General features: G+C 48.0%; 23 protein-coding genes. 4 read left to right on the top strand and 19 right to left on the bottom strand.

From position 1 onward, the window contains the following. Nucleotides 1-150 precede the first annotated feature (150 nt). From G459_RS0111875 to G459_RS0111865, 3 genes are all read left to right on the top strand, one after another. Entirely contained in the window at nt 151-489 is a 339-nt protein-coding gene (locus G459_RS0111875; RefSeq protein WP_026967850.1) for an avidin-fold protein, read from the top strand. A 171-nt stretch (nt 490-660) separates the two neighbouring features. Beyond that, nucleotides 661-1,917 carry an LVIVD repeat-containing protein gene (locus G459_RS0111870; RefSeq protein WP_026967849.1) on the top strand — a complete coding sequence of 419 codons (1,257 nt, stop codon included), beginning with the start codon at nt 661-663 and terminating at the stop codon, nt 1,915-1,917. A 127-nt stretch (nt 1,918-2,044) separates the two neighbouring features. Beyond that, complete coding sequence (locus tag G459_RS0111865) at nt 2,045-2,665, top strand: hypothetical protein (RefSeq protein ID WP_026967848.1); 621 nt, start codon at nt 2,045-2,047, stop codon at nt 2,663-2,665. A gap of 2 nt (nt 2,666-2,667) precedes the next feature. Here the strand turns inward: G459_RS0111865 and G459_RS0111860 are convergent, their stop codons facing one another. After that, nucleotides 2,668-3,744, bottom strand: a complete 1,077-nt coding sequence (locus G459_RS0111860) for an amidohydrolase family protein (protein ID WP_169725024.1) — start codon at nt 3,742-3,744, stop codon at nt 2,668-2,670. Between the two features lie 169 nt (nt 3,745-3,913). Between G459_RS0111860 and G459_RS0111855 the strand changes: the two genes are divergently transcribed. Then, nucleotides 3,914-4,804, top strand: coding sequence for a sterol desaturase family protein (locus tag G459_RS0111855; RefSeq protein WP_026967846.1), 891 nt, complete (start codon nt 3,914-3,916; stop codon nt 4,802-4,804). A gap of 16 nt (nt 4,805-4,820) precedes the next feature. Here G459_RS0111855 and G459_RS0111850 read toward each other — a convergent pair whose 3' ends face one another. From G459_RS0111850 to G459_RS0111765, 18 genes are all read right to left on the bottom strand, one after another. After that, nucleotides 4,821-5,015 carry a DUF6728 family protein gene (locus tag G459_RS0111850; RefSeq protein ID WP_026967845.1) on the bottom strand — a complete coding sequence of 65 codons (195 nt, stop codon included), beginning with the start codon at nt 5,013-5,015 and terminating at the stop codon, nt 4,821-4,823. An 87-nt stretch (nt 5,016-5,102) separates the two neighbouring features. Next, on the bottom strand, nt 5,103-7,085 hold the full coding sequence (gene ispG, locus G459_RS0111845; protein WP_026967844.1) for a (E)-4-hydroxy-3-methylbut-2-enyl-diphosphate synthase: 1,983 nt from the start codon (nt 7,083-7,085) through the stop codon (nt 5,103-5,105). Between the two features lie 3 nt (nt 7,086-7,088). Further along, nucleotides 7,089-7,793 (bottom strand): SDR family NAD(P)-dependent oxidoreductase, encoded by a 705-nt coding sequence (locus G459_RS0111840; protein ID WP_026967843.1) that lies wholly within the window; start codon nt 7,791-7,793, stop codon nt 7,089-7,091. A 63-nt stretch (nt 7,794-7,856) separates the two neighbouring features. Next, nucleotides 7,857-11,321 (bottom strand): hypothetical protein, encoded by a 3,465-nt coding sequence (locus G459_RS0111835; RefSeq protein WP_035455741.1) that lies wholly within the window; start codon nt 11,319-11,321, stop codon nt 7,857-7,859. 44 nt (nt 11,322-11,365) lie between these two features. Next, on the bottom strand, nt 11,366-15,070 hold the full coding sequence (locus tag G459_RS0111830) for a sensor histidine kinase (RefSeq protein WP_035455739.1): 3,705 nt from the start codon (nt 15,068-15,070) through the stop codon (nt 11,366-11,368). Nucleotides 15,071-15,124: 54 nt separating this feature from the next. After that, entirely contained in the window at nt 15,125-15,370 is a 246-nt protein-coding gene (locus G459_RS0111825; protein WP_026967840.1) for a hypothetical protein, read from the bottom strand. Nucleotides 15,371-15,441: 71 nt separating this feature from the next. Then, complete coding sequence (locus G459_RS0111820; RefSeq protein ID WP_026967839.1) at nt 15,442-15,996, bottom strand: DUF420 domain-containing protein; 555 nt, start codon at nt 15,994-15,996, stop codon at nt 15,442-15,444. Next, complete coding sequence (locus tag G459_RS0111815) at nt 15,983-16,651, bottom strand: SCO family protein (protein WP_026967838.1); 669 nt, start codon at nt 16,649-16,651, stop codon at nt 15,983-15,985. The genes G459_RS0111820 and G459_RS0111815 overlap by 14 nt, the downstream gene beginning before the upstream one ends. A 73-nt stretch (nt 16,652-16,724) precedes the next feature. Beyond that, nucleotides 16,725-17,054 (bottom strand): cytochrome C oxidase subunit IV family protein, encoded by a 330-nt coding sequence (locus tag G459_RS0111810; RefSeq protein ID WP_026967837.1) that lies wholly within the window; start codon nt 17,052-17,054, stop codon nt 16,725-16,727. 20 nt (nt 17,055-17,074) lie between these two features. Then, nucleotides 17,075-17,851 (bottom strand): cytochrome c oxidase subunit 3, encoded by a 777-nt coding sequence (locus G459_RS0111805; RefSeq protein WP_026967836.1) that lies wholly within the window; start codon nt 17,849-17,851, stop codon nt 17,075-17,077. Between the two features lie 28 nt (nt 17,852-17,879). Then, a complete protein-coding gene (locus G459_RS0111800; RefSeq protein ID WP_026967835.1) occupies nt 17,880-18,461 on the bottom strand; it encodes a cytochrome c oxidase subunit 3 in 582 nt (193 codons plus the stop codon). Nucleotides 18,462-18,464: 3 nt separating this feature from the next. Then, nucleotides 18,465-19,370 (bottom strand): heme o synthase, encoded by a 906-nt coding sequence (gene cyoE, locus G459_RS0111795; RefSeq protein ID WP_026967834.1) that lies wholly within the window; start codon nt 19,368-19,370, stop codon nt 18,465-18,467. Nucleotides 19,371-19,372: 2 nt separating this feature from the next. Next, a complete protein-coding gene (locus G459_RS0111790) occupies nt 19,373-20,449 on the bottom strand; it encodes a COX15/CtaA family protein (protein WP_026967833.1) in 1,077 nt (358 codons plus the stop codon). After that, nucleotides 20,433-22,319, bottom strand: coding sequence for a cytochrome c oxidase subunit I (locus G459_RS0111785; RefSeq protein ID WP_026967832.1), 1,887 nt, complete (start codon nt 22,317-22,319; stop codon nt 20,433-20,435). The genes G459_RS0111790 and G459_RS0111785 overlap by 17 nt, the downstream gene beginning before the upstream one ends. 11 nt (nt 22,320-22,330) lie before the next feature. Then, entirely contained in the window at nt 22,331-23,368 is a 1,038-nt protein-coding gene (locus tag G459_RS0111780; protein ID WP_026967831.1) for a cytochrome c oxidase subunit II, read from the bottom strand. A gap of 24 nt (nt 23,369-23,392) precedes the next feature. Beyond that, nucleotides 23,393-24,688, bottom strand: coding sequence for a hypothetical protein (locus tag G459_RS0111775; RefSeq protein WP_026967830.1), 1,296 nt, complete (start codon nt 24,686-24,688; stop codon nt 23,393-23,395). Nucleotides 24,689-24,690: 2 nt separating this feature from the next. Next, entirely contained in the window at nt 24,691-25,386 is a 696-nt protein-coding gene (locus G459_RS27340; protein WP_084454472.1) for a c-type cytochrome, read from the bottom strand. 13 nt (nt 25,387-25,399) lie between these two features. Further along, nucleotides 25,400-25,930: a DUF3341 domain-containing protein gene (locus G459_RS0111765; RefSeq protein WP_026967829.1), complete on the bottom strand. Its 531-nt coding sequence runs from the start codon at nt 25,928-25,930 to the stop codon at nt 25,400-25,402. Between the last annotated feature and the right edge of the window lie 2 nt (nt 25,931-25,932).

Raw genomic sequence — 25,932 nt, 5'->3', positions numbered from 1 at the left:
ACAGCCTTACACTCTGCTGGAAAAATCATTGCACTTGTCCAGCCTCTCCAGAAGCTGGACCCGACTTATTCTTTTTATTCTTTGATATCCAAAGTCTCAATTCTGAAGAGCTTCTTTGTGCTCAGAAAAAAATGTTCTTTTTTTAACCCAATGATCAACTACCACGGCAAAACCTTCCACCCCGTCCTCAACTCAGAAAACGGGGAAACCTCCGCAGAAACTGTCTTTCACTATCAGCAGCAAGGGAATATTCTTACTTCTGAGTATTCCGGAGGCAAGATCCTGCAGGGCCATTTGATCGGTTTGGTCGATGAAGATGGCAAGATCGAGATGCGCTACCACCAGGTAAACAGCAGCAATGAACTGATGACCGGAATCTGCCGCTCAGTTCCGGAAATCCTTCCCAACGGAAAGATCCGGCTGCATGAGACCTGGCAATGGACTTCGGGAGACTTTTCCGAGGGAAACTCGGTGTTGGAGGAAATCTGAAAGACGCCCTTTGGGAAAGATGTGATTTGTACTTTAAATCCTCTCAAACACTTGATCTTTCTGAGAAATTTTTCTTCTTTTCCAAAATTAAATTTCATAGTTGTAGCATTTGGAAAGCTATTCCCGTCTGGTCGTTAACCTCGGATTTTTCCTCAACCAAACTTTTCGCTTATGACAACTTCAAGATTACCACAGCTGCTTTGGGTTTTGATGATCTCATTTCTCGCCGTTTCCTGCCAGGATGAAGTCACCACGAGCCACACTTACCGGACGATGATGCCAGTTTACCTGGAGATGAGTGACGTCCGAGCCAGAACCATATCCGTAGAACCTCCCCAGGAATTGGAAAGTCCGGGAAAAATCTACATCTACGGCGACTACCTGCTCATCAACGAGCCCACGAAGGGAATCCATATCCTGGACAATACCAACCCGTCGAACCCCATCAACAAGAACTTTATCCCTATCGAAGGCAACGTGGATCTGGCTGTAAACAGCAACATCCTCTATGCTGACAACTACGTCGATCTGCTGGCTTTTGACATCAGCAACTTGAATAACATCCAACTCATCAAGCGAGTCGAGGACGTGTTTACGCACATGTACAACCACGCAACCGGACAAGTCATTACGTACAAAGATACCGTGCTTACCTCCGAAACTGCCAACTGGGGATGTCCAAACTGTGAATTCTTCGCTGTGAATTCGAGCTTAAGCTTTGCAGCAAACTACTCCGCAGCTGCGCAGAGCTATGGCACTGGCGGATCTATGGCGAGATTCACACTAGCCAATCAGCACCTCTATGCGGTGGATGAGTCTACCATGCGGGTATTTGATGTGAAAAGTGCGGCAGATCCCAAGTTTATCAAGCCGATCGATCTGGGCTGGGGCATCGAAACGATCTTTCCTTTTCAGAACAAACTCTTTATCGGTTCAAACCGTGGGATGCATATCTATGATGCTTCGACTCCGGCGAGCCCAACACGAATGGCTGTTTACGAACACATCGTGGCTTGTGATCCTGTAGTCGTCAACGAGGACTTTGCCTTTGTCACCCTCCGAAACGGCAACTCCTGCTTCAATAACGTCAACCAACTAGAGGTCATCGACATCAAAGACCCCTACAACCCCTATCTGAAAAAAGCTTATTCGATGCTTAATCCACATGGGCTTGGGCTGGCCGGTGACAATCTTTATGTCGCAGAAGGAGCGCATGGATTGAAAAGCTTCAAAGTGACTGACGTCATGACCATCGACCAAAACCAGATGGAATTTATCGAATCAATGAAGTCTGTAGATCTGATCCCTGGCCCAAAATCGCTGATCGTAATCGGCCCAGACGGAGTTTGTCAGTATGACTACAGCACGCCGTCCAAGCTGGTCAAACTGAGCTGCATCGATGTAAAAAACCCAGTGGTGGTTAAGTGATTTAAAAGGCCTTGGGCGAGTCGAGGAGGTTGGATATAGATAGGTTGCTTTTTGAAAATTACGATTTACGAAGCCTCCGGCGAGTTGAGGAATTTGGCTATAGTAAGGTTTCGTTTAAAAACAGAAAATGAAAATTAGCTTCCTGATTGTATGCATTTGTGTGTTGACGATAGCCTCTGGATATGGTCAGGAGAAGGTCTACTACAACCAGACGGAATTTGGGGCGATGTTTGGTCAAAGTGAGGACAACTGGAACGGCGAGTCGGAGCCTAGGACTAGTTTCTCCATGATTACATTTCATGGCGTCAGGTTCGCCAAGCACCACGTCGTCGGTGTTTCCGTGGGCTTGGACCACTATCCGTCGATTGACATCCTTCCGTTTGCTTTGGGCTGGAGAGGTTTTCATGGACCAAAAGACAAGGCTCAGCTGATCGGAGGTTTTGACATTGGAGCTGGCTCAACAGTTTTGACGGAAAAGACAGAAACGGAATGGGGTAAAAGCTGGTACGAAGGCGGTGTGATGGTAAGCCCATCGATCGGCGCGTATTTTCCGGGAAAAAAGCAAAAGACAGCTTTCACAATCATTTTGGCTTACAAGCTGCAGGAGTTCTCATTATTCAACGGCTCGTTTGACCAAGTGAATCCCAGGCCCTTTCCCAGTTCCGGACTTCCTCCCGGTTACAATTCCCTCACAGAAACCGCCTACTCTCTCCAAAGCTTGGTTCTCCGCGTGGGCTTGAGTTTTTGAGTTCAAAAGTCGACTCCAAACCACTTCACGGCATTGTGGTAGTAGATCTTATCCACGACTTCTTTGTGGAGCTTGAGTCCCTGAAATCTCCCATTTACGTCGCCTACTTCCATCCATTCATCGCTGACTAAGTACGTCCAGTCCCTTTGCCAGGTGGCGACTGCCCTGGACTTGACCTCTTCTGGATCTGGATCGCCTGAGATTTCAAGATCCGTCCCATAGATGAGCTGATCCTGATACTTGATCATAAAGTCCCTCACCCGATCCCGATCTTTTTGACTCTGAAGCTGCAAATGGCCGATCCTGGCAGCCATATCCACGGCCATATGGGGAAAGCTATCCAGTCGCTTGGCGAGTTCATCGACGTTCCATTCGACACTTCCCAGGTGTGCCCCTACAAACCGCAGGTCCGGAAATTTCTTCAAAAGTCTATCGCGGGCCTCCACCTGTTGCTCATAGCTGGGAAACTCCGGATGCAGGTACATGTGGTACTCGGGATGTCTTGAAAAGTAAGACCTGTCACTGTTGACCGTCATCTCTTCGATGGGAAGCCAGCAGTTCCTGGGTTCGCCGAGATGCGCCATCAAGGTCTTGCCTTCGTCTTGGACAAACTGAAAGATTGGCTCCAATCTCGGATGGTCGGCCATGATAAAAGCACCGTTTTCATCTTTGTATGTCATCCCGATGTTTTTCCAGATTTTGATCCCAAGCGCACCTTGGTCAAAGGTCTCCCTGATCCGCGCGATCTCTTTCTGCGCCCAGTCTGGATCACTCCAGTTTTCGAGAGAAATCGTTGAGAGGAAAGCAATGTTGTCGGGGTTTCGGGCTTTTTGCAGCAATGCCAACCTGACTTGTTCTTCCAAGGAAGGATAGTCTGGTACGTCGACACTCACCGTGAGCAGGTAAAAATTCGATAGTTTGGCTGCCTCCGTCAGGGCACTGCTTTCGGAATTGTGATGCGTGTGCGTATCGACCTTTTTCACCTTCTGAAAGTCATCCAAGCCATAATAAGTCTCCTCTCCAGATTGGGCAAAGAGCGCGAATGTTGCGACGAAAAGTGGGAAAATCAGATCGATCATCATTTTAGACGTAAGATGTGAGATGCAAGATACTAGAGAGAGGTGAGATTTATGGACGGGAGACGGAAGGCCGAAGGACCGGTCTTTGGGCCGGGACGTTGGATTCCAAATTTCTCAATCAGATTTCAGATTTGTCAATTATTCCTTTTTGATTTTTCATCTTTGAATTATGGAAAAATACGGCAAGGCACTTGTCGATGGCTACTACGGCTACGCCAATTACCTTTTCAATGAAATCACCCACCCGAGTTGGCACAACTACTTCTATTGGTTGGTCGGTGCCTCGCTGGTGATCTGGATCTTAGAGCTGATTTTTCCCTGGAGAAAGGATCAACCGGCCATCCGTCAGGACTTTTGGATGGATCTGTTTTACCTGTTTTGGAATTATTTCCTGTTTGCGCTGATCGCCTACAACGCGCTCTCGATGGTTGCAGTGGAGTTGTTCAAAGATTTCCTCGGACTGTTTGGCATCACCAATATCGTGGCAATCCAGATTGAATCCTGGCCTTTTTGGGCGCGGCTGGTCCTGATATTCGTGGTGAGGGATTTTATGCAGTGGAACATCCACCGGATGTACCATCACGTGGGCTGGATGTGGGAGTTTCACAAAGTACACCATAGCACCCGGCAGATGGGATTTGCAGCGCTGCTCCGCTATCACTGGATGGAGAATGTGATCTATCGCACGCTGGAATACATTCCTCTGGCAATGATCGGCGTGGGACTGACCGACTTTTTCATCGTCCATATCTTCACCTTGGTGACTGGACAGATCGGTCATGCTAACTTAAAAATTCCGCTTGGCCCCTTAAAATACATCCTAAACGGCCCTCAGATGCACCTTTGGCACCATGTCAGAAATCTGCCCGCCGATAAACCAAACGGCTTCAACTACGGGATTACGCTCAGCGTCTGGGATTTTATCTTTCGCACAAATCACTGGCCGTCGGATGACGAAAACCTGCCTGTTGGCTTGCCTGACGAAGAGAATTTTCCGGAGGATTTTGTCCGTCAAAACACCGAGCCGTTTCGGCGTATTTTTGAGAAAAAGAAGGATTGACCCTCGCGAGATTGAATCAAATAAACCTCTTGACAGTCCACACGACAATGGCAATCAAAAAGATGATGATCGAGATCTTGTTGATCCCGTGCATCATCCGAAGGTTGATATTGGTGGGTTTGCTGGGATCGGGCTTTTGAAAAACACGGATAAAGTAGTTACCCACTTCACCAAGCTTAAAGAATTCCTGGGTTTTATTTTTCTCTGACATCTCTTTTCAAATCTAATTTTCAATAAGCAATAGCTGACTTGTCTTGTGTCTTGATTCTTGTGTCTTAAATCTTGAATCTAAACTAAATCAGATCGTCTCCGGCTCGTTCCACATGCCGTCTTCCTTGATGATATTGATCAACTCGTCCACGGCCTTCTCAGAAGAAACGGATTTTTTCATCACTTCCTTGCCTTTGTAGAGCGTGATTTTTCCTTTGCCTGAGCCCACGTAGCCATAATCTGCGTCAGCCATCTCTCCCGGCCCATTCACGATGCAACCCATGATCCCGATCTTCACACCTTTGAGGTGATCGGTACGCTTCCGGATCATTGCGGTGGTCTCCTGAAGGTCAAAGAGCGTTCGGCCGCAGGATGGACAGGAGATGTACTCGGTTTTGGACATTCGGGTTCGGGCGGCTTGAAGCACGCCGAAACTCACCGAATTGTGGAGTTTGATCTGATCCAGGACTTCTTCGCGGGTGTGGTCGGCTTCTTTCTCCAAAGAAATCAAAATCCCATCTCCGAGTCCATCGATCAACAAACCTCCCACGTCAGTAGCCGCATATAGCGTGGTCAAATCAGCAGCCTGATCCGGATAGCTGACTTTTACCACGACCGGAATCTCCACTTTCGCTTCCATTAGACTCACAAAAGCTCTTCTCAAAGCCGGCATCGCGTGCGTGTTCGCAGAAGTCAGGATCAGAATGGTATCCTTGCGGTCCTCGATCAACTGGATTGTCGCGTCGATTTCCAAGTCTGAAATTTCAAGGAAATTCAGTTCCGCGTGAAAGCGCTCGGCATTTCGATATTCTTCCAGCTTGAACAGTGGAAATTTGTTCACCTGATCGGGAGCCAAGCACCAAACCGCCAGATTCTGGATTTCCTTCATGCCGTTTGGCAGCATAAACGGGATCGGGTTGGAACCCGAATAGACAAAGTCGCAGCCCTGATCGTTCATCTTCCACTTGTCGAGTTCGGGCAGGTAGAAATGGCCGACCGTCTTCATCTCGCGGTCAGTGACATTCTCGATCTTGGAGATATCGGTGATCACGCGCGGCACATTGTGTCCGCCGAAGTTGTAGACCTCAGTGACATGTCGCTTGTTGTATTCGAAGGGGGTAATCGGATAATGGGTGATCTCAGGAATCAGAGCATGACCTTCCCGGTTGGTGTATCGGTCGATCAGCGACTTGGCCACGGGGGCCTCAAACTCCGGATCTTCGGTCAAAGAAACCCGAACTGTGTCTCCTAATCCGTCTTCCAAAAGTGTCCCGATCCCGACCGCAGACTTGATCCGACCATCTTCCGCTTCGCCAGCTTCAGTCACTCCCAGGTGCAGCGGATAAGGTTTGAATCCACCTTCATTCAATTTTTGCACCAAAAGTCGATAAGCCTGCACCATCACCTGCGTGTTGGATGACTTCATGGAGATGACGATATCGAAGTAGTTTTGGTCCTCACAGATTCTCAAAAACTCCAAAGCGGACTCCACCATTCCGAGCGGCGTATCGCCATATCTGCTCATGATCCGATCCGAAAGCGAACCGTGATTGGTTCCGATTCGCATCGCCGTGCCGTTTTCCTTACAGATTTTCACCAAAGGCAAAAAACGGTCGCGGATACGATCCAACTCTTCGGCATAGCTGGCATCGGTATAGTCGATGACTTCAAATTTCTTTTTGTCGGCGTAGTTTCCCGGATTTATGCGGACCTTCTCCACTATTCTGGCGGCAAGCTCGGCCGCATTCGGGGTGAAATGGATGTCTGCAACCAAGGGAGTTTTATACCCTCTTTTGCGCAGCTCAGCCTTGATATGCCGGAGATTTTCGGCTTCCTTGATGCTCGGAGCTGTGATTCGGACGAGTTCGCAACCGGACTCGATCATCCGGATACTTTGCTCGACAGAGCCGAGCGTATCCATCGTATCGACCGTCGTCATGGACTGCACCACGATGTGATTGTCTCCTCCGATGAGCACGTCGCCCACTCTCACAGGGATGGTTTTTCTCCGGGAATAGCCCGTCAGGCTGTCACAGTAGCCAGAATCGAGGGATTTGATCAGTGATTCCATAGCTTATATATCTCCAAGTTGGGGGCGTACAATTACTTCTTCAACAACAGTTTGCGGGGAAAGGTTGTAAGCGCCCCACACGCTTTCGGCTACATCCGTCGCTTTCATAAAGCGATCCTCCGGAATCCCAGCACCTGCCCAGCTATCCGTAAATGTCGCTCCGGCCAGGATCGATGTCACCTTGATATGATGTGGCTTCAGCTCCTCGCGGAACGACTTGGTCATCCCGAGCATGGCCCATTTCGATACTGCGTAGCTGCCGCCGTTGGGATAGGCAGTCAGCCCGGCAATCGAGCCCATGCTGAAAATGTGCCCTGATTTCCGCTCGATCATTTGCTGCGCAAAAGCCCTTGTGAGGTGATACGCCGAGAATAAATTGGTATGCATGATAAACTCAAAGTTCCCATCTGGCTCGTTGTAAAGCGATCCGGGAAGGAAAACTCCGGTATTGTTTACCAAGACATCCGGCGTTCCGATTGCCTTCACGGCTTCGGAAAACCGGCCTACTTCTTCTTTCACCGAAAGGTCAGCCGCTATAGCCAGGACCTTGATTCCGGGATGGATTTCTTCCAAATGGGCCTTCAATGAGGCAAGATCCTGTTCATTTCGGGCACAGGTGAAGATGTCGAAACCTTCTCTGGCGAAGCGCTCGATGATGGCTCTGCCGATACCTTTTGTGCCTCCGGTGACGAGGATACTTTTACTCATTTGATTAGCAGTTTAATAGTTAGTATGACAACTATCTACAGCGAGCAAAGTTACATTTTTTTATCAAAACAGCGCGGAGACTTGCATGCGACCCACGTGGACGATCCGGTCAAGTCCCTCCGAGTTGCGGCCTTCGTAGACCAGGTTGAGTTGCAGTCCCTCCCCAATCCGCTGAAGCCAGCTGAGCGACCAGGTCAGGTTGGTGCCAGGTGTCAGCGCCTGAAGCATCTCATAACCCACGGGCGAGTTGACTTCGCCGTTGTAGGCGATCTGGATGTATTTCAGATTACCGGTCAATGTGGTTTTAATTGCTTTCGCAAAGCGCACATCAAGTCCCATCTGATGGACTTGAGCTTTTTCGTCAAACTCCTGGTTTTGGGTGTTCTCTTTCCCTGTGAAAGAATACATGCCGGTCGTTCTGAAAAAAGGTGTCGGCTGCCAGGTGAGTTCCGGCCCGACTGTGGACTGATCGATGGTATAATTCCTGTTTTCCAAGAAATCCGAAGCCGACACCCGCTCACCTGTGCTGCCAAGAATCCTTAAGGTCATCACCGAGTTGAAGTTGTAGCGCGTGTTGAGCTTCCAGTCCTGCTGGACTTGATCTTCGAAACCTCCGGAAAGCAATTGCTTCAACTGAGAGTCAAAGAGTGAGAGATCAAAGCCATATTTAGCGGAAGCCCGGTTGAAAAAGAAACTCGTCCGGATGATCTGCCGGAGCGAAAGGATCTGATCCCGCTCCACCGAACCGATGAACGGATTCACCCGATCCCAAAAGTCATCCGAAGTGACTTTCTTCTCGACGCTCAAACTCGAGGTATTTGAAAACCGGTGCAAGAACTGCCGCAATCCGCCGGACTCCTTCCAACCATCGGGAAACTTCGCCTGAATCCGATAATTCAGCAGACTCGTGTAGGCCTGCACGTACGTGTCGGTCGGCACAAAGATCTTGATATATTGCTTTTCCTCGGGATTGATGGCGATGTAGAACTCATTCAACTGCTGGATTCCGTCACCGTTGTCATCGCGCCAAGTGTGGGTTCCGTCGCCGTTTGGAGCGGGCAGAAAGACGAATTCCCGCTGGAGTTCCCGGCCGTTTCCGATGGCATAGCTGATTTCATTGCGGATGAGATTCTTGCCCAGACTGCCCGAGTAGTCGACTTTTCCCAAAAGTGTCAACTCTGTCGGCAGATCGCGGTTGACGTATTCCAATTCCCGATAGGTGAAGGTGCTGCCGAGACTGTGATTCGTCCATTGCTTCCGGAAGGTAAAATTAGACGTGAAAGCCTGCGTATCGTCGATCAGTTGACCGGCTACCGGAAGTCGGTCTTGTCGCCAGGCGGCATCCGCAGAGAAGGCATAGCTGAGCGAATCATTGCTTTTCAGAAAGACCAGATGCTCCTGAAAGTTCATTGCCGTGCTGACGATAGAATCGTTTTCTGAATTCTTCAGAGCATTCCTATCAATGGAAAACTGATAGCCAGGCACCAAAATCTTGGATTGATAATTCACATTTCCCAGGTATCGGATCCAGTCGGAGGTCAGGGTGTCCTGCTCACTTTGCAACTTGAAAAACTCCTGCCGTAGTCGAAGTCTTTTCCCGATCTCGGTGTTCCAATTGGCTGTATGCTGTGAACCGCTGAGTACATTCTCCCGGTTGCGGAGGTAAAGCTTGTAATTAAAGGTATTCAAGGCGTCCTTTTCCAAGCCAACCTGGGCGAGGAAAAACCGCTCAGCAGCAGCTTCCTGCAAGGTCTCCGGCGACAGCCCCCAATCCCGGTCAAACTCAATGTATCTGAACCGGTCGATAAAGTTGAAGTTGGTCGAGTTGTATTCAAACTCAGTCAGCCCTTTGAAGCGGTAACCCTTGAAGATGCCGAGTTCACGGTTTTCGGATTGCAGACCAACCTTCCAACCCACGCCCTGATTGTCGTCATCATCCAACTCAGAAAAGAGGTTTTTGTCGACCGACGAAAGCGCGACTTCCGTGTACACCTTTTCGTACTCTCCCAACTTGATCCGGGTGCCGGCCGTCGTCATCCGTTTGCTGTCCGGCGCCGGAAGTTGCGTCAATATTGAGTAGTCTCCCTGTGGCTGTCCATTCAAGCGGTTCACATATTCGTACACCGTTCCGTTGGCCAATTGATTGGCACGGCGATAGTCCCCCTGGCCCGCACCGACTTGGGAAAAAGACAGCGCAAAATGAGCCAGTTCGGGATCGGTGGAATAACGGTAATAAGTCAGCGGATTTCCGAACTGGTCTACGTCGTCTAGTTTTTCATACAGGATGCGCGTTGGGTCAAAAGCCACCGAATCGATCCTCGGAATCGTTGCATTCTGAACCGAGTCGCCAACCGATGCTAGCAAGGCTTGTTCCTCTTGGGTAAATTCTGTGAAAAGCGGCCGGTTTCGGTTGTCTTTCTCCTGATAATAATTGACGTAGAAATCGACCTTTCCATTGGTCTGGAGGTGATTTGCTCCGAGAATTGACCGGGAATAGTTTCGCTCGGCATATTCAAAATCGACGCGAACCCGGGAATATTGCGTGATCAGAACTTTAGGCGTAAAGGTGATCTCTGCCTGGTTGTAGTCAATCACGTAGTCGGCATTGAAGCCTCGCTGAAGCTGCTTTCCGTCGAGGAAAACCCGCTCCGAATTGGCCATGATGATCACATAGCGCTCGTTGTTTGGACCATTGATGCGGTACGGCCCAAGGACTCCCTCGAGGATGGGAAGCTGAATAGATGCAAATTTCCCTTTGGCCACAGAGACAAAACCCTGCGAGCTCGCCTCCCAGTCGTTCTTCAATTTGTACTTGGAAGTGAACTGCAATCCCTGGACATTCTTGTAGTAGCGGAGAAACTCCGATTGGCGCTGCTGCAGCACCACGTCCCCCGCCGCCAGACTGAAGTTCTCATTGTATAGCTCGATCAGTACATTGTCAAAGTCCTGGATTTGCTGCGTATTTCCTTCGGGCTGAAACGGGACGTTTTGATCCGTAATACTGGCCCGGATCTTCAGATTTTCGCCAATATCTCCCTCTAGCTGGAGATTCAAGGCCGAATTAACAAACACATTTTGGGTATTTCCGAAGGAAACTCCGCGGGTCAGACTGCCGGTCTTATACAGATTCGTGCTGGGAAAAAGCTCCTCGCGAATGTCAAAATCCGTGACGGCCTGCGGTCGGTTGTCTTTGAACATTGCCGTGGAATCGTAGTTCGCGGCCAAAGTTCTCCTATAGAAGGTCTGATCCATTCGGATCGCCAAGGTTCGATAGCAGACTTGCACCGAATCGACTTTTCCCGAAGGGTCAATGACGAATTGAAGTGTTCGGTTGGAAAAATTGAACTGGAAAGGATAGGTTTTTCCCGCTTCGTCCAGCACGCGGATGCTTTCCGGTAGGATCGAAAGCGAATCCAATTCCAATCCCGTCTCAAATGCCGAAGCCGGAAACCAGCGGCATTTCTCCTGAGCCTGAGCAGACCAAGTCACGCCAAGAAGCAAAACCCAGGAAATGATCCAAAAACGCATTGAAATCAGCAGCCTATTTCTTTGAAGGTAATAAAAAGCGTGGTCTATTGAACGAGCGGAAAGGTCAGATAAAACGTCGTTCCCTTGCCGACCTCGGTCTCAAACCAGATCTTCCCGCCGGCCGTTTCCACGCCGCTTTTTGCTATCGCCAATCCAAGCCCAGAACCGGTGGACTTGGTGCTGAAATTGGGGATAAAGATCTTGTCCTTCAATTCTGGAGGAATGCCCTTGCCGTTGTCCGTGATCTCCAAGAAGACTGACTGCGCCGTGAGCCAAAGCCAGATGCGGATGTACGGGGACTCTCCGGGCTTCACCGCCTGAATCCCGTTGATGATCAGATTGGAGATCACCCGCCCAAACAGCTTGTCGTCCCCCATGATCGTGATCTCGTCGGTAAATGAATCATCCTGAAAATCCAGTCGTAGGCGACCGTCATTCTTAAACAATTCCATCACCTTGTTGACGACCACTTTGAAGTTCATGAGCTCATTTTTGGGCAGAGGCATCTTTGCAAAAGTGGAGAACGAAGAGGCGATCCCACTCAAGGCATCCACCTGGTGAATCAGCGTTTCCAGCGATTTACGCAGCTTTTCCTGATCGTCCAGCTTGCCCTCCTGCTCCAGGCGAAGCAAATGCTGAAGCGTCAGCTTCATCGGCGTCAGGGGATTTTTGATCTCGTGGGCCACTTGCTTGGCCATCTCCTTCCAGGCAGATTCCTTTTCTGTGGACGCGAGTACCTTCTTACTAGCCTCCAGCTTGAACAGCATGTTGTTGTATTCATTGACCAGCAGCCCGATCTCATCTTTGGAGGCCCAGTGCATCGGCTCGTTGTTTTCGAGATTGGTCGCCTTTAGCTTTTGGGTAAGTAGCTTGAATGGCAGCGTCAGGTTTTTGGACACAAAAGAAGACACGATCAAAAAGAGGATGAAGATGACCACAAAGGCATTGAAGATATTGCTCAAGACGTCTGAAATCAGCGAGTTGAGTTCTGTTTCGGATTCAAAAAACGGCACTGCCAAGATCCCGATATTCGATTGATCCACCTGAGAAGGCACCGCCAGGTAGACGGTTTGATACTTCAATCGTCCGATCCGTTCGTCGAGCAAGAGCTGTATTTGGTTTTTTTCCATGACACCCGCCATGGCAGCAGGATTGATCCAGGGAGAGAGGATCTTTTTGTCAAAAATATTCGGACGGTTGGTGGATTCCAGATAGCCTAAGGGGGTGTACAGTTGGATGTCACTGGCGATGGTATTGGCCAGGGAGTTGATCTCCTCATTGAGCAAGTCACGGTCAACGCTCGCCGGGTTTTGGTTGTTCAAAAACGTCGCGAGATTGCTCCGAATCAGGCTCGCCTTCTCGACATACCGTCTGTTGAGGTCATCGCGGTAGCTTCCTCCCAACAGACCGATCGTGATGATCGAGATGATAATGATGGGAAAAAAGAAGGCGAAATTCAGGTACAGCTGAAGCTTGGTGGAATAGTTGAGCTCGAAATCCCGATAACCTTTGAAGAGCGTATTGAGCAAAATCGCCAGGAAAGTCATGAAAACAAACGCCACAAAAAAGAGTGAGATGTTTCCGAAAAACTGCGACAGTGAAATCGTGGGGGATGAAAGTACAATGACCTCCTCGCCATTTTTCATTCCAAAATGATGATATCCATCAAACTGCACCCCATTTGCAAACAGTTGCTCCCGACCCAGGATTTTCAGAAATTCCCGTTGGTTGAAATTAAACGTCCCCGAGCTCCGGAGCAGTTCATCATCCCGAAACACCGCATAGTCGTAGTTAAGCGGGTCTAGCTTTTCGGCATATTTGCGATCCAGCAATAGCTTTGGGTACACACTGCCCGGCTGGATCCGCAGCTGGTTCAGCTCCAGATAGAGTGTTCCCAGCAGGTTGTCCTCCCGCAGGATCGGGATAAAGGCCACAAACTTATTGCTGGCGGTGGTCTCCTTTCCCCGGATAAAATAAAGATCTCTGACACCGGTGGCAAAGTCACTTTTGACATACTCCTGCCTCAAGTCCTTCAATTCCTGTCCCTCGACAGGGCCGTGAATCTGCTGTCCCGAGGCTGTAAAAATCCGGATTACCACCTCAAATTGATCGAAATAGTTGTCGAGATAGATCCTGCGGATCTTGGTTTCCACCGGCTCCTTGGACAGTAGCGGATCGGCCATTCGATTCTGAACGAACAGGTCACTTTTTACCCGGTTAAAGATATCCCCCAAGAAAAACTCTGTCATGACATCATTTTCGATGAGGTTTTGATTGGCAAAGCGGGTTTTGGAGACAATAAGCCGTTCCTTTTCGGACTTCAGGGTACTGATCCCCATGATGATAGCCGTGACCAAACAGGCGTAGAAAAATGTCAAGAATGTGTCCAACCCCAAGCGGAAGACGTTCTGAAAGAGCTCGAAGCGAATGATGCTGAACAAGAAAAAAAGATGGATCAGCCAGACCAGGCCGAGCCAAATACTGAAATAACAAGCAATTCCCAAGATCGGCAGTCCGATTCCAAGCAGGTATTGGTAGTAGATCCGCTTGTCTTTCCTGACGCTCAGGAGCAGATTAAACAAGGTCAGGGAAAGCAGCACGTAGACTGAGCCAAACAAAAACAGAATCAGAAAACTGAGTCCCTTGAACCAATCAAAAGTCGGAATGGAGCGAATGTCCAGCACCCACTGCGAATTGAAGATCAGGTTTCGGGGAAGGTACCAGGTCAGCATAAAGAAGGCTGTGCTGACGAGAATTGCCAAGATCAGCCCGAGCTGAAAGTTTCGTCCCTGATTCAAGACGTTGATTTTTTGAAATGCACTTTTGGAATAGAGTTGGGAGATCGTCAGACCCAAGATCACGCTGACGGAAACGGTGTTGAGCAACAGATCGCCTAGGCTGGGATTCAACCACGAGGACGCATAGTTCACCGGATCAAAAAGGGAAAACTCGAAAAACTCCCCAGGGAAATTGAAATAAAGCATCAACCCCCTGATCACCGCCAGAATCACGACACCATAGCCGATGGTTTGCCAGGGATATCCCTTTATCCATTTTTTCCGCAGGAAATCAAAACTCAACAGGAAATACAACAGAAAAACCGAGCAGATAAAGATCAGCAAGGCCGTATTGGCGACCCTTCCCACCGGCTCATATCCCAGTTGAAAACTGATTCCAAAGACAGCTTTTCCCGCTTCGGACTTTACCTGAAAGGCACCGTCAGCAGGATTGGGAAAAAGCTGAAATCGATCGTTTCCAAAGAAATCCGGGTTAGGGCCGGTTTTGAGATAGTCATTTTCGATCGATCCGGGCCAGATCAGACGCAAGGCCTGAACGAGATAATAGTCGGAAGCATTTCGCTTGACCTTTCGGACTTTTACAAAAAATGTCCCAAACGGGTCCTCCAGTAGCTGATATTCCTGATCCAGATCGAGCTCAGAAAAATCAAGCGTCACCGTGAAGTCAGACCAAAAGAGCAATTTACCCGAGGTGTCCAAAAGAAAGAACGGATGCCTGTGATCGGGGCTGCTCACCCGGTCAAAGGTGATCGAGTCCTCCGGCCGCACTTCCATCAAGACCTGTATAAAATCCTCGTCAAACTGACGGTCCACCCGTTGAATCTTGTTTTGGATGGCTTCAAAGTACTTCTCCTCCTCGCTCTTCTGAAAGACGAAAAAATTCAAAACCAGAACTATCAGAAGGGAAATAATGCTGATCAAAATGACCAGCCGACGGGTTTGGAAGTTCATGCAGCTTAAAAATAAAAAAGCAAAGTCTGGTATCAAACTTTGCTCTGCGATCTCTTAACGAAGTGCGAATTTTGCCTTTCGCCTTTTGGCCGCCCGATACCAGAAAAACCCGATTACTGCCGCCAAAAGATAGGGCATTGCAAAAAGGTAAATGATCCCGGTATTCAATCCCGCGCCGATGGAAGTTTCCCCGTTTGCCACGTTGTTTTCAACGGAGGCCCGGCACATCGCACATTGAGCCCATGTGTTTAGCTGAATTCCCAAAAAGAAGAAGGCGAGAAGAAGAAGCTTAAGTTTCATAAATAACCTTTTTGTAGCTGAATATGACAGCCCGATTCGAGTCTACGAGACTGCGACTGGCTGTTAACTTCCTAGTGCGTATAATACGGGCTGATCATCAGATACACGATCACTCCACTTACAGACACATACAGCCAGATCGGATAGGCAAATTTAACCACTTTTCGGTGTTTAACACGCTGATCAGTGTATCCATAGTAGTATGCAAACAGAATCGGGAACAAAGCCACGGCCGCCAACACGATATGCGTGATCAGCAGGAAGTAGTAAACCGTACGGATCATGCCCTCACCCTGGAAACTAGTGCTCTCCGCCGCGCTGTGATAGATCACATAGGACACGAGGAAGAATGCTCCCATCGCGAACGCTACGGTCATCGCTGCACCGTGATAGCTATATTGCTTATTCTTGACGAAAACCAGTCCCATTATCAACGCAAGGGAAGCGGCTGTGTTAACCACGGCATTTAGGTGTGGGAGGAAATACACCCAATCTCCCAAGGCAGTAATCTTCGCTGGCATGAAAATCAACACGGCCACAGCCAACGGAATGACAATAGAGATTCCGATGATCCAGTTCTTTACTTTTGCTTCTTGCGGAAGCAAAGGAGAATTATTTTCCAGCATGCAATAATACTTTTGTTTCCAAGATCAATAAGTCCACATCTTCACGATTGGTTCCGCTGTAGTAGCCCCGGATTCTGCCCAACTCGTCGATCAGCATAAATTTATCCGTGTGCACAAAGTCATCCGCCACACCATTGCCATCGACTAATGGGATGATAAAGCCACACTTTGCCAAGCGGTAGGTCTCTTCTTTGGGTCCCGATAGAAAATGCCACTTGCCGGGAATCGCATTGTGCTCCTCAGCATATACTTTCAGGATTTCAGGTGTATCGTATTCCGGATCGATGCTGATGGACATGATTTGTACATTAGGTTGGTCACGAAACATGTCATTGACACGCTCCATCTCTTTGGACATCACGGGGCATATACTCGGGCAGGAGGTGAAAAAGAAGTCCACGATTGTGATTTTCCCTTCCATTTCAGCCCGGCCGATGCGCTTGCCTTCTTGATTTAGAAAAGAAAACTCAGGGATGTAGTGTTGGGTCGTATCCGTTGCGGGGCATTCCATAAATGGATTGTCTGCCCCTTTTTCAAAAAAAATCGGAAGGTTGTATTCGTTTTTTCCAAATCCCTTCAAAAACATAAATATCAATACAGGGATCAGCAACATGCAAACCAGCACCATTCCCTGCAAAATTCTCAATCTTCTCATACTATCTGTTAACAAAAAAGAAGGTTGAAGTGATTCACCTCAACCTTCTTTTTTACTGAATTAAACTATTTGACTACCAACGCATCAGGAAGATCTCAGAACCTTCCTTCACCAGCACAATGATCAACCAAACAAGGAAGATCAGCGGAGCAATAATGGAATAAAACAATCCTTTGACCTCATCACCCAAGTGCATGAACTCCAACATGATGTATTTGGCCTTCCAAATCGTCAGAGCGATGAAGAGTCCGTAAAGTAGAATTCCTCTGCCCATGGTGAAAGCCATGATGAATTCTACGACCGTGATTGCAAGAAGAATGCCTGCAGTTTTCCAGATTTTCTTGATCTTCTCTTCGTTGCGTACTTCAACTACGAGCGTTGACTTGTTTTCTTGAATATCCATATTTCAGAGATTTTAAATGTTTAGATCAGGTAGAAGAGAGTAAATACGAATACCCACACCAAATCTACAAAGTGCCAGTAAAGGCCGATTTTCTCAACCATCTCGTAGTGACCTCTTCTGTCGTAAACCCCTACTGCAGCTTGGTAGAAGCAAAGGAAAAGAAGGAATACACCGATAGTCACGTGGAATCCGTGGAATCCTGTGATGAAGAAAAACAGTTGGGCAAAGCCTGCTGGACCGTATTCGTTAACGTTTAGATTCGCTCCAAAAACTGTCTCGGTCACCACCTTGTTCAATGAGTTAACATAAGTCATGACAGTGCCACCGTCTGTGCCGTGGATAAAGTGACTCCACTCCCAAGCTTGGCAGCTCAAGAAGGTAATACCTCCCACCAAGGTCCAAAGCATCCACTTAACGACGTCATTTCGGTCGTTTCTGTGTCCGGCTTCCACCGCCAACACCATCGTCACGGAACTTGCAATCAAGATGAAAGTCATGATCCCTACGAAGATCAAGGGGGCGTTCACTCCATGTAGGAAAGGAAGGGCTTTGAAAACCAGTTCCGGCACAGGCCAATATTCATTGGAACCAACGAATGCTTCTGCAGAACCTGCATAAGCTGGATAACTTACCCTGATTGAAATGTAAGTAATCAGAAAAGCCGCAAAAGTGAAGATGTCGGATAGCAGGAAAAACCACATCATGAGTTTTCCATAACTGGCCTTCATGGGTTCGTTTCCTCCACCCCAAACGCCTCTTTTCGAGCTTACTCCAATAGCAGTAGAATGCGCAGACATAATTTATTGATTTGTACCAGGTTTTATTTTAATGATTCAAAAGCAAAAACATAAACAGATATAGCCACAAGCCCCCCAGAAAATGCCAATAGGTCGTGGCCATCTCCATCGCAGTCATATCACGGGAATGAACCTTCAGTCTGAAGGTCGAAATTAATACAATAATCAGAAATATCACACCTGAGATCAGGTGTGCGGCATGCAATCCTGTGAAAACATACAGGAAGGAACCGGAAGGGTTTCCTACGAAAAAGACCTCTCGGTCCACCATGGCTACCCAGCTGTACCACTGCCCCACCAAGAAACCAATTCCCAGCAATACCGTCAGTGCCATACCGATTTTGATGTTGACGAAGTTATCCTTGCGGGCAGAATAATAAGCCCATTGAAGCGTCAAGCTGCTCAGAACCGCAATTCCTGAGGTTACCCAGAAGATCCCCGGCAGATCATACTCCAGCCAGTTTCCTTCGGATTGCCGCACGATATAGGCACTCGTCAATCCGGCAAAGACCATCACGACAGTCACCATAAACAACCACAGTGCAAACTTCTTGGGATGCATTGCGATCGGCTGATCCTCCATGTCAATATACTTCAGTTCTCTTTCCATGGCTTAGGGCAATTTGTCGAGCAGATAGGCAATCTGGACGATCGGTAAGTAAAGAAAAGAACCAAACATAATCTTCAAGGCAGATTTCCTCGAGCAATCCCGCATCAGCGAGAAAGTTTGCGCCAAGAAGAGCACGCCGCAAATCGTCGCTACAATTCCGGAATTAAGGCCGGTCAAACCAAAGTAACTTGGCAATAATCCCAAAGGCAACAGAAAAAGCGTGTAAATCATGATCTGAATCGCTGTGTTCAGATCCTGACCTCCCCCACTTGGGAGAAGCTTGAATCCCGCTCTCTTATAATCCTCGTCACTCACCCAGGCAATCGCCCAGAAATGCGGGAATTGCCAGATAAACTGGATCCCAAAGATGATCAGGGCTTCGTAGGTAATCGACCCGGTGGCCGCAGTCCATCCCAACAAAGGAGGCATAGCTCCGGGAATCGCACCAACGAAAACGGCGATAGGGCCGACTCTCTTCAACGGTGTGTACACAAACACATACAGTACCATGCTCAGGATACCCAGCCAGGTAGTCAGTGGATTGGTAAAAGCCCAAAGCAAGGCTACTCCCAATACCGCTACCAAAGAGGTAAACCAGTACGCTTCCTGAAGGGAAATAAGCTGAAGGGGAAGTGGACGGTTTTGGGTTCGCTTCATCAGCTTGTCCAAGTCTCGCTCCATGATTTCATTGGCAGCACCTGAGGCGCCTGAGATCAAAAAGCCGCCCAGCGCAAGACCGACAAAACCAGACCACCCAAAGCTGGATCCGGTGTCTCCGAGGATATACCCGAAAACAGCCGAAAACGTAACCAAGGCAGACAGCCTCAGTTTGATTAGATCTGCGTAAGCTCTGATCCGTCCAGTGATCAAAGTCGATATAGCATGGTCAGTTACTTCAACTGTCCTCATTCTCAATTTGTATTTAACTTAAACTGTACATGGTCTTTCAACTGCAGGATGATCATAAACTGAACACCCAAAATCAAAGATCCAAGCAATAAATGTAAAGGCTGAAGGAAAGCTGGAATACCGAAGTAAGCCATTGCCATTCCCGTTGCAATCTCTACCAGCAACACTAACATCAACACCTGAGACCAAAGATTGACCTTTGACTTTCGGACCGAATACCTAAACGCCCAATAGAAGTACAGCAAGTGTACTCCCAAGAGGACGATCGAAAAAGACCGATGGATAAGAAAATCTATCCCTAACCGACCAATCCATTCTTCTCTCAACAAATCTCCCAGTGCAAAGGAAATCTGGTCTATCTCCTCACGAACCTGAGTCCCCAACACGACTTGAACCAGCGTGAGGATGGCTCCGGCGATCAATATGTATTGAACCTTCGTAGGCACGTCCACAGAAACGCCGTGACGTGGCGACAGCCTCTCGGCGCGGTGGTTGATGTACAACATCACAGCCACCAGTGCCAAAGCCAACAGCATGTGGAAGGTGATCATCCAATGCAGCAGGTTAGTCGAAACCACGATCGATCCAATCCACCCCGTGAAAAGCACCAAGATCAATGCTACCACTGAATAGATGGGAATCTTTCGATCAATCTTCCAGAGTTTGAAGGACTTCCAAACCGTCAACATAATCAGCAAGCCGATCAATACACCGGTAAGTCGATTGAGATACTCAATCCAGGTCTTGGTCGCATTGAACTCCTCCTCTACCAAGATTGACTTGTCGTTGGCGATCTCGTTGGCTTTCTCAGTAAAGCCCAATTTTTCAAGCGTTGCTACAAACCGTTCGTTTTTAGCGAGTCTTTTTTGCAGATAGATCTCCTGGTAGTTAGCCGGAAGCTGATCTATGTGTGTGGGAGGGATGACACTACCAAAGCATTTTGGCCAATCAGGACAGCCCATTCCTGAGCCGGTACTTCGTACGATCCCTCCGACCAAAATCAGGAAGTAAACAGCTATCACCGTCCAAGTGGAAACCCGGCGAAAGCTGTTTACCTCAGTATTAGTGCTTTGATTCATTAGCTACCAAAACCTCAGCCTCTTCTCTCATGATTTCGACTTCTAGTTTGACCATTTCCTGCTCGTGAGGAAGGTTGGACTCCGGTGTCTGAGAAAGTGGCACAGTCTGAGGAATAAAATCCTCCGCTGCTCCTGGCTTAGAGTAATCGTATGGCCATCTGTATACGGTCGGGATTTCTCCAGGCCAGTTGCCATGTCCAGGTTCGATTGGAGTAGTCCACTCCAAGGTGTTGGATCTCCAAGGGTTCGCGGTGGTCTTTCTTCCTCTGTACATGCTGTAGAAGAAGTTGAACAAGAAGATAAACTGAGCCGCAAACGTCACGATCGCAGCAGTAGATACGAACATGTTCAGATCTGTGTAGTGCTCAGTGAAAGCGAAGTTAGTCCAGTTGTAGTATCTTCTTGGGAAACCGGCGATACCGATGTAGTGCATTGGAAAAAACACCAAGTACACACCCGTAAAGGTCAACCAGAAATGGATGTAGCCCAATTTGGCATCCATCATTCTGCCAAACATCTTAGGGAACCAGTGGTAGACACCGGCCACCATTCCGAAGAACGATGCAGAACCCATCACCAAGTGGAAGTGGGCCACTACGAAATACGTATCGTGTAATTGGATATCAATAGCTGAGTTTCCAAGGAAAATACCAGTCAAACCACCTGAGATGAAGAAGGATACCAGTCCGATTGAAAACAACATCGCAGGCGTGAAGATCAGATTACCTCTCCAAAGTGTGGTCAGGTAGTTAAATACTTTTACCGCAGAAGGCACCGCAATGATCAGCGTCAGGAACATGAAGATCGATCCCAAGAATGGGTTCATTCCAGACACAAACATGTGGTGAGCCCAAACCACGAATGACAAGATTGTGATACCCAACATGGAAACAATCATCGCCTTGTAGCCGAAGATTGGCTTTCTGGAGTTGGTTGCAATCACCTCGGAGGTAATCCCCAAAGCTGGCAACAACACGATGTAAACTTCCGGGTGACCCAGGAACCAAAACAAGTGTTGGAACAAAACCGGGCTACCACCGGTATTTGGAAGTGCCTCACCGGCTACATAGATGTCCGCCAGATAGAAAGACGTCCCGAAGCTTCTGTCAAAGACAAGCAACAATGCCGCTCCAAATAATACCGGGAAAGACAACAAACCGATTACTGCCGTCAGGAAGAAAGACCAGATCGTCAAAGGAAGTCTTGAAAAAGACATACCCTTTGTTCTTAGGTTAATGATTGTCGTGATGTAGTTGATACCGCCCATCAGGGATGAAGCGATAAAGAAAACCATGGCAACCAGCCAAAGCGTCATACCCAAGCCGGAACCTGGAACCGCCTGCTCTAAGGCTGACAGCGGAGGATAAACTACCCAGCCACCACCTGCAGGACCTGTTTTGATAAACAGGGAAATAAACATGATCACACCGGAGATAAAGAAAAACCAGTAGGAAAGCATGTTCATAAAGCCGGACGCCATATCACGGGCACCGATTTGAAGTGGAATCAGGAAGTTGGAGAATGTCCCGCTCAAGCCAGCCGTCAACACGAAGAATACCATGATGGTACCGTGCATTGTAACCAAGGCCAGATAGAAAGTCGGATCCAGTTTTCCGGTTTCATCGATCCAGCCACCCAACAATGGGCGAAGGAACTCCAGACTCAAATCCGGGAAACCAAGCTGTAATCTGAACAGTACAGATAAAAAGCCACCGATAAGCGCCCAAAACATCCCGGTAACCAGAAACTGCTTACCGATCATTTTATGATCTTGGGTGAAGATGTATTTTGTTATAAAATTATCATGATGCTCATGATCGTGATGATCATCGTGAGCTGCGTCATGATGTGCGACAGATGCTGTAGCCATATCCTATAATTTTATTTTTTGCTTTCAACTAATTGAATCTCTGCCAGCTCTTTTACGTCAGACTTCAGTCCAGCGGTCAAAGCCGGATTTTGCTGGATAAAAGATTTCTGCTCAGAATACCACTTCTGGTAGGCCGCAGGCTCCACCACTTCTATAACCTTCCTCATACCGAAGTGTCCACGTCCGCAGATCTCTGTACAAGCGATCTCGTATTCAAACTCAGGATTTCCTGTCTCTTCCCTCATCTCAGCGGTTGTCTTGGTAGGAACAAACCAGAAGCGAGTCGGCATGCCCGGCACAGCATCCATCTTCAATCTCATGTGTGGAGCAAAGACAGAGTGTAGTACGTCTCTTGCTCTGATTTTGAAAAGCACAGGCTCTCCCTTAGGGATGACCACTACTGGAGATGGAAAATCATCCAAGGCATTTTTGTCAGTGAAATCAACTCCGTGGGAATTGGAAGCTGTGATCAGGCGATAATCGTAATCGCCCAGTACGTTGTCCTTGCCCGGATATCTCACTTCCCAAGCAAACTGGTAGCCCATGATTTCGACTACGTGTGCTTTTTCAGGAGCCGGTGCTGTGATATCAGACCAAGCCATCCAACCTGAGATAACCAATCCCGCCAAAACTACAGCAGGTACCGCAGTCCAGATTATTTCAAGCTTGTTGTTGTCCGGATAGAAGGAAGCCTTTCTGTCATCTTTGTATTGATACTTGTAAGGAAATACAAAAAGCAAGACGTGGGTAATCAGGAATACAACACCGGTGACCGCCATGGTAATCCAGAACAACTGGTCAGTGATGACGCCATGCTCCGACGCCACAGGCAATTCGTAGTTGTCAAATTCTTTGATCGAATACCAGAACATCAAGATGGTGGTACCAATCAGGAACAGGACAAAAAGAATGGCGTTGACCTTATTGCTTCCAGAAGCAATCTTCTTATCTGAACCCTTTACAACAGATACCAAGGTTTGAATTCTGTACACCATCCAGATGATGGACAGTACCAGAAGAACCCCTACTCCTATAAGAAATCCGTACATAACTTAGTTTTTTCGGATAAATAATTAGATGTGATGATTATAGCTTTCCTCAAGCATCGGGTGGTTTTTAGGAACCAGATTCCCTTTAGCCAAACCTGAGAGAACCACGAAAATGAACGATGAACCATATACCAGGAACATCCCTATTTCCATAAATCCGACTCCACCATTGTGACCCAAAGTACCTGGCTGCACCATCAGGAAGAAATCTACCCAGTGACCAGCGATGATCAATGAACAAACCAACTTCAAAAAAACGCCGTGTCTCTTTGCGTCTCTGGTCATCAACAACAGGAAAGGAAGAACGAAGTTCATACCCAAGTTGACAAAGAGAAATGGTCCATAGATATCGCTGTCCAATCTCTCCAAGAAGTATACAGTCTCTTCAGGAATGTTGGCATAATAGATCAGCAAGAACTGGGAGAACCACAGGTATGTCCAGAAGATAGTAAAGCCAAAGACAAATTTACCCAAGTCATGTACGTGATTCTCATTGACCATCTCCAGAAGGCCTTGGCTCTTCAGGAAGATTGTGATCAACGTGATCGTAGACAACCCAGCGACAAACCAAGAAGCAAATACATACCATCCGAAGAGGGTAGAGAACCAGTGTGTGTCGATTGACATCACCCAATCCCATGCAGAGATAGAAGAAGACACCGCAAAGAAGATCAGGAAGAAAGCAGACCACTTTCTGATTTTATACCAGGAAGAAGTTCCGCCGATCAGGTCTTCGTTGTAGGTGAAGGCCTGGAATTTCTTGAAAAAGAACACCCAGAAGCCGAAGAACAAGACCATTCTAAAGATGTAGAATATCGGGAATGTTCCCTTTGCCATCGGCCAGTAGAAGAACGATCCTTTGCCGTCGATGATACTGTCGTATTCCGGGGAAGCTTTGTCAAAAAGATAAGCGTGAGTCCAGTGGAACAGATCGTGATTTGCAAGGAAGAAAGTCGCAATCATCAATACCCCTGCAATCGGCAACCAGTTGCCAAGGGAAAGCATGACCCGTACAATGGCCGAAGACCATCCAGCTTGGGCTGCATATTGAATTGCAAAGAAGAATACGCCGATGATCGCAATACCTGTGAAGTACACGTTATTGATCCACAGGTTTGCGTAGAGACGCTCGTACCAGTGGAACGGATGAGCTTCAGCTTCCGCTGCTTCATGGTGTCCACCGCCTGTCATCGCAAGGATGATTCCGATTCCCAAAAGAATGGCTCCAATGACCAAAACGGTCATGATGGACTTCTTGGTTGCAGCGCCAAAAACAAATCGCTGCTCCAGATTATAGTGTTGTTCGCCGTGATGCGCCATGATTAGTTAGCTGGGGTTACTTGTGCTACCGCGGTGGAGTCTGCAGCAGGTGCCGGAGCAGCCGCTGTGGCCTGACCTTGAATAACTTGTTTGACATAGTGAACAATTTTCCATCTGCTTTCCTCAGGAATCTGAGAACCGTGAGCTCCCATTCTGCCCTTCCCTTTGGTGATCACATGGAAGATATGGCCCTCGGGCAGATTGACATACGCGCCGCCTGTAAGGTTAGCAACACCGCCGATGACTTCTCCTACTTTTCCGTCGCCCTGGCCCGTTTTACCGTGACAAGCGCTGCAGTACTGTAGGAAAAGAACTTCACCCCGCTTCAAAACTTCTTCTGAAGATTCAACCGGGTTTTTGATCACAGCAGCCTGCTCCAGTTCAAATGCTTTCAGTCTGTAAGGAAGATATCCCTGTTTGTTTCGAGGCACTGTGTTAGCCACAGGCTCTCTCATATTCATCCCGTTTGGATTGTTGATGTTGGAGTTAAAATATTCTCCTTTGCCATCCTCACGGGTAGAGATGAGGTTTCCTTTGGTCGTCTCGTCTTGGATTTGAGTCAAAGGCTCATACGCTACGGAATGATACATCTGAGGCGCATACTCAAGCCCTTGGTTATCACCACCGGCTTTACATCCAGCCAGTAACGAAATGGCCAGTGCAGAACCTCCGAAAATCAATGCTTTTGCAATTTTCATATATCCGGATTTTCTATTCAAAACTTTTATTATTCACCTCAGTAGCACCGGAAGATCTCAGGATTTCTCTGATTCTGTCCAGCTCCAAACCGCTGTTGTTAGCGATGTCGATCGCCATGATGTGCTTATCATCTGTTGATCTCAAGTCGAAGATTCTTGGTTGAGCCCAAGGCTTCAAATTAGAGACGATCATAAATACACTGACCATTCCGAATGACGCCAAAAGGACCGTCAATTCGAATGTTACCGGTATAAAGTCAGGGAAGGCCCCGTAATCTTTACCACCGATGATCATCGGCCAGTCAAATTTCATCATGTAAAACTGCATGGTCAAAGCCAGCGTAGTCCCCAGCAATCCGAAAAGAAATGCCGCAATCGGAAGCTTGCTCCGCTTGTAACCCAACACATGCTCCAATCCGTGAACCGGATACGGAGAATACACTTCGTGGATCTTGACACCCGTGCCTCTTACTTCCTCTACTGCATGGAGCAATACGTCCTCATCGTCGTAAACTCCCAAAATAAAATGTGTATCCTTTTCCATGA

This window comes from Algoriphagus terrigena DSM 22685, from assembly GCF_000429445.1.
Classification (GTDB): Bacteria; Bacteroidota; Bacteroidia; order Cytophagales; family Cyclobacteriaceae; genus Algoriphagus; species Algoriphagus terrigena.
The sequence above is the reverse complement of the archived record's forward strand: the minus strand, read 5'-3'. Positions and strand labels throughout refer to the sequence as shown.

Excerpts from the sequence above, each read along its gene's own strand:
- G459_RS0111875 (WP_026967850.1), top strand. The coding sequence starts at position 151 with ATGATCAACTACCACGGCAAAACCTTCCACCCCGTCCTCAACTCAGAA.
- G459_RS0111870 (WP_026967849.1), top strand. The coding sequence starts at position 661 with ATGACAACTTCAAGATTACCACAGCTGCTTTGGGTTTTGATGATCTCA.
- G459_RS0111865 (WP_026967848.1), top strand. The coding sequence starts at position 2,045 with ATGAAAATTAGCTTCCTGATTGTATGCATTTGTGTGTTGACGATAGCC.
- G459_RS0111860 (WP_169725024.1), bottom strand. The coding sequence starts at position 3,744 with ATGATCGATCTGATTTTCCCACTTTTCGTCGCAACATTCGCGCTCTTT.
- G459_RS0111855 (WP_026967846.1), top strand. The coding sequence starts at position 3,914 with ATGGAAAAATACGGCAAGGCACTTGTCGATGGCTACTACGGCTACGCC.
- G459_RS0111850 (WP_026967845.1), bottom strand. The coding sequence starts at position 5,015 with ATGTCAGAGAAAAATAAAACCCAGGAATTCTTTAAGCTTGGTGAAGTG.
- ispG (WP_026967844.1), bottom strand. The coding sequence starts at position 7,085 with ATGGAATCACTGATCAAATCCCTCGATTCTGGCTACTGTGACAGCCTG.
- G459_RS0111840 (WP_026967843.1), bottom strand. The coding sequence starts at position 7,793 with ATGAGTAAAAGTATCCTCGTCACCGGAGGCACAAAAGGTATCGGCAGA.
- G459_RS0111835 (WP_035455741.1), bottom strand. The coding sequence starts at position 11,321 with ATGCGTTTTTGGATCATTTCCTGGGTTTTGCTTCTTGGCGTGACTTGG.
- G459_RS0111830 (WP_035455739.1), bottom strand. The coding sequence starts at position 15,070 with ATGAACTTCCAAACCCGTCGGCTGGTCATTTTGATCAGCATTATTTCC.
- G459_RS0111825 (WP_026967840.1), bottom strand. The coding sequence starts at position 15,370 with ATGAAACTTAAGCTTCTTCTTCTCGCCTTCTTCTTTTTGGGAATTCAG.
- G459_RS0111820 (WP_026967839.1), bottom strand. The coding sequence starts at position 15,996 with ATGCTGGAAAATAATTCTCCTTTGCTTCCGCAAGAAGCAAAAGTAAAG.
- G459_RS0111815 (WP_026967838.1), bottom strand. The coding sequence starts at position 16,651 with ATGAGAAGATTGAGAATTTTGCAGGGAATGGTGCTGGTTTGCATGTTG.
- G459_RS0111810 (WP_026967837.1), bottom strand. The coding sequence starts at position 17,054 with ATGGATATTCAAGAAAACAAGTCAACGCTCGTAGTTGAAGTACGCAAC.
- G459_RS0111805 (WP_026967836.1), bottom strand. The coding sequence starts at position 17,851 with ATGTCTGCGCATTCTACTGCTATTGGAGTAAGCTCGAAAAGAGGCGTT.
- G459_RS0111800 (WP_026967835.1), bottom strand. The coding sequence starts at position 18,461 with ATGGAAAGAGAACTGAAGTATATTGACATGGAGGATCAGCCGATCGCA.
- cyoE (WP_026967834.1), bottom strand. The coding sequence starts at position 19,370 with ATGAGGACAGTTGAAGTAACTGACCATGCTATATCGACTTTGATCACT.
- G459_RS0111790 (WP_026967833.1), bottom strand. The coding sequence starts at position 20,449 with ATGAATCAAAGCACTAATACTGAGGTAAACAGCTTTCGCCGGGTTTCC.
- G459_RS0111785 (WP_026967832.1), bottom strand. The coding sequence starts at position 22,319 with ATGGCTACAGCATCTGTCGCACATCATGACGCAGCTCACGATGATCAT.
- G459_RS0111780 (WP_026967831.1), bottom strand. The coding sequence starts at position 23,368 with ATGTACGGATTTCTTATAGGAGTAGGGGTTCTTCTGGTACTGTCCATC.
- G459_RS0111775 (WP_026967830.1), bottom strand. The coding sequence starts at position 24,688 with ATGGCGCATCACGGCGAACAACACTATAATCTGGAGCAGCGATTTGTT.
- G459_RS27340 (WP_084454472.1), bottom strand. The coding sequence starts at position 25,386 with ATGAAAATTGCAAAAGCATTGATTTTCGGAGGTTCTGCACTGGCCATT.
- G459_RS0111765 (WP_026967829.1), bottom strand. The coding sequence starts at position 25,930 with ATGGAAAAGGATACACATTTTATTTTGGGAGTTTACGACGATGAGGAC.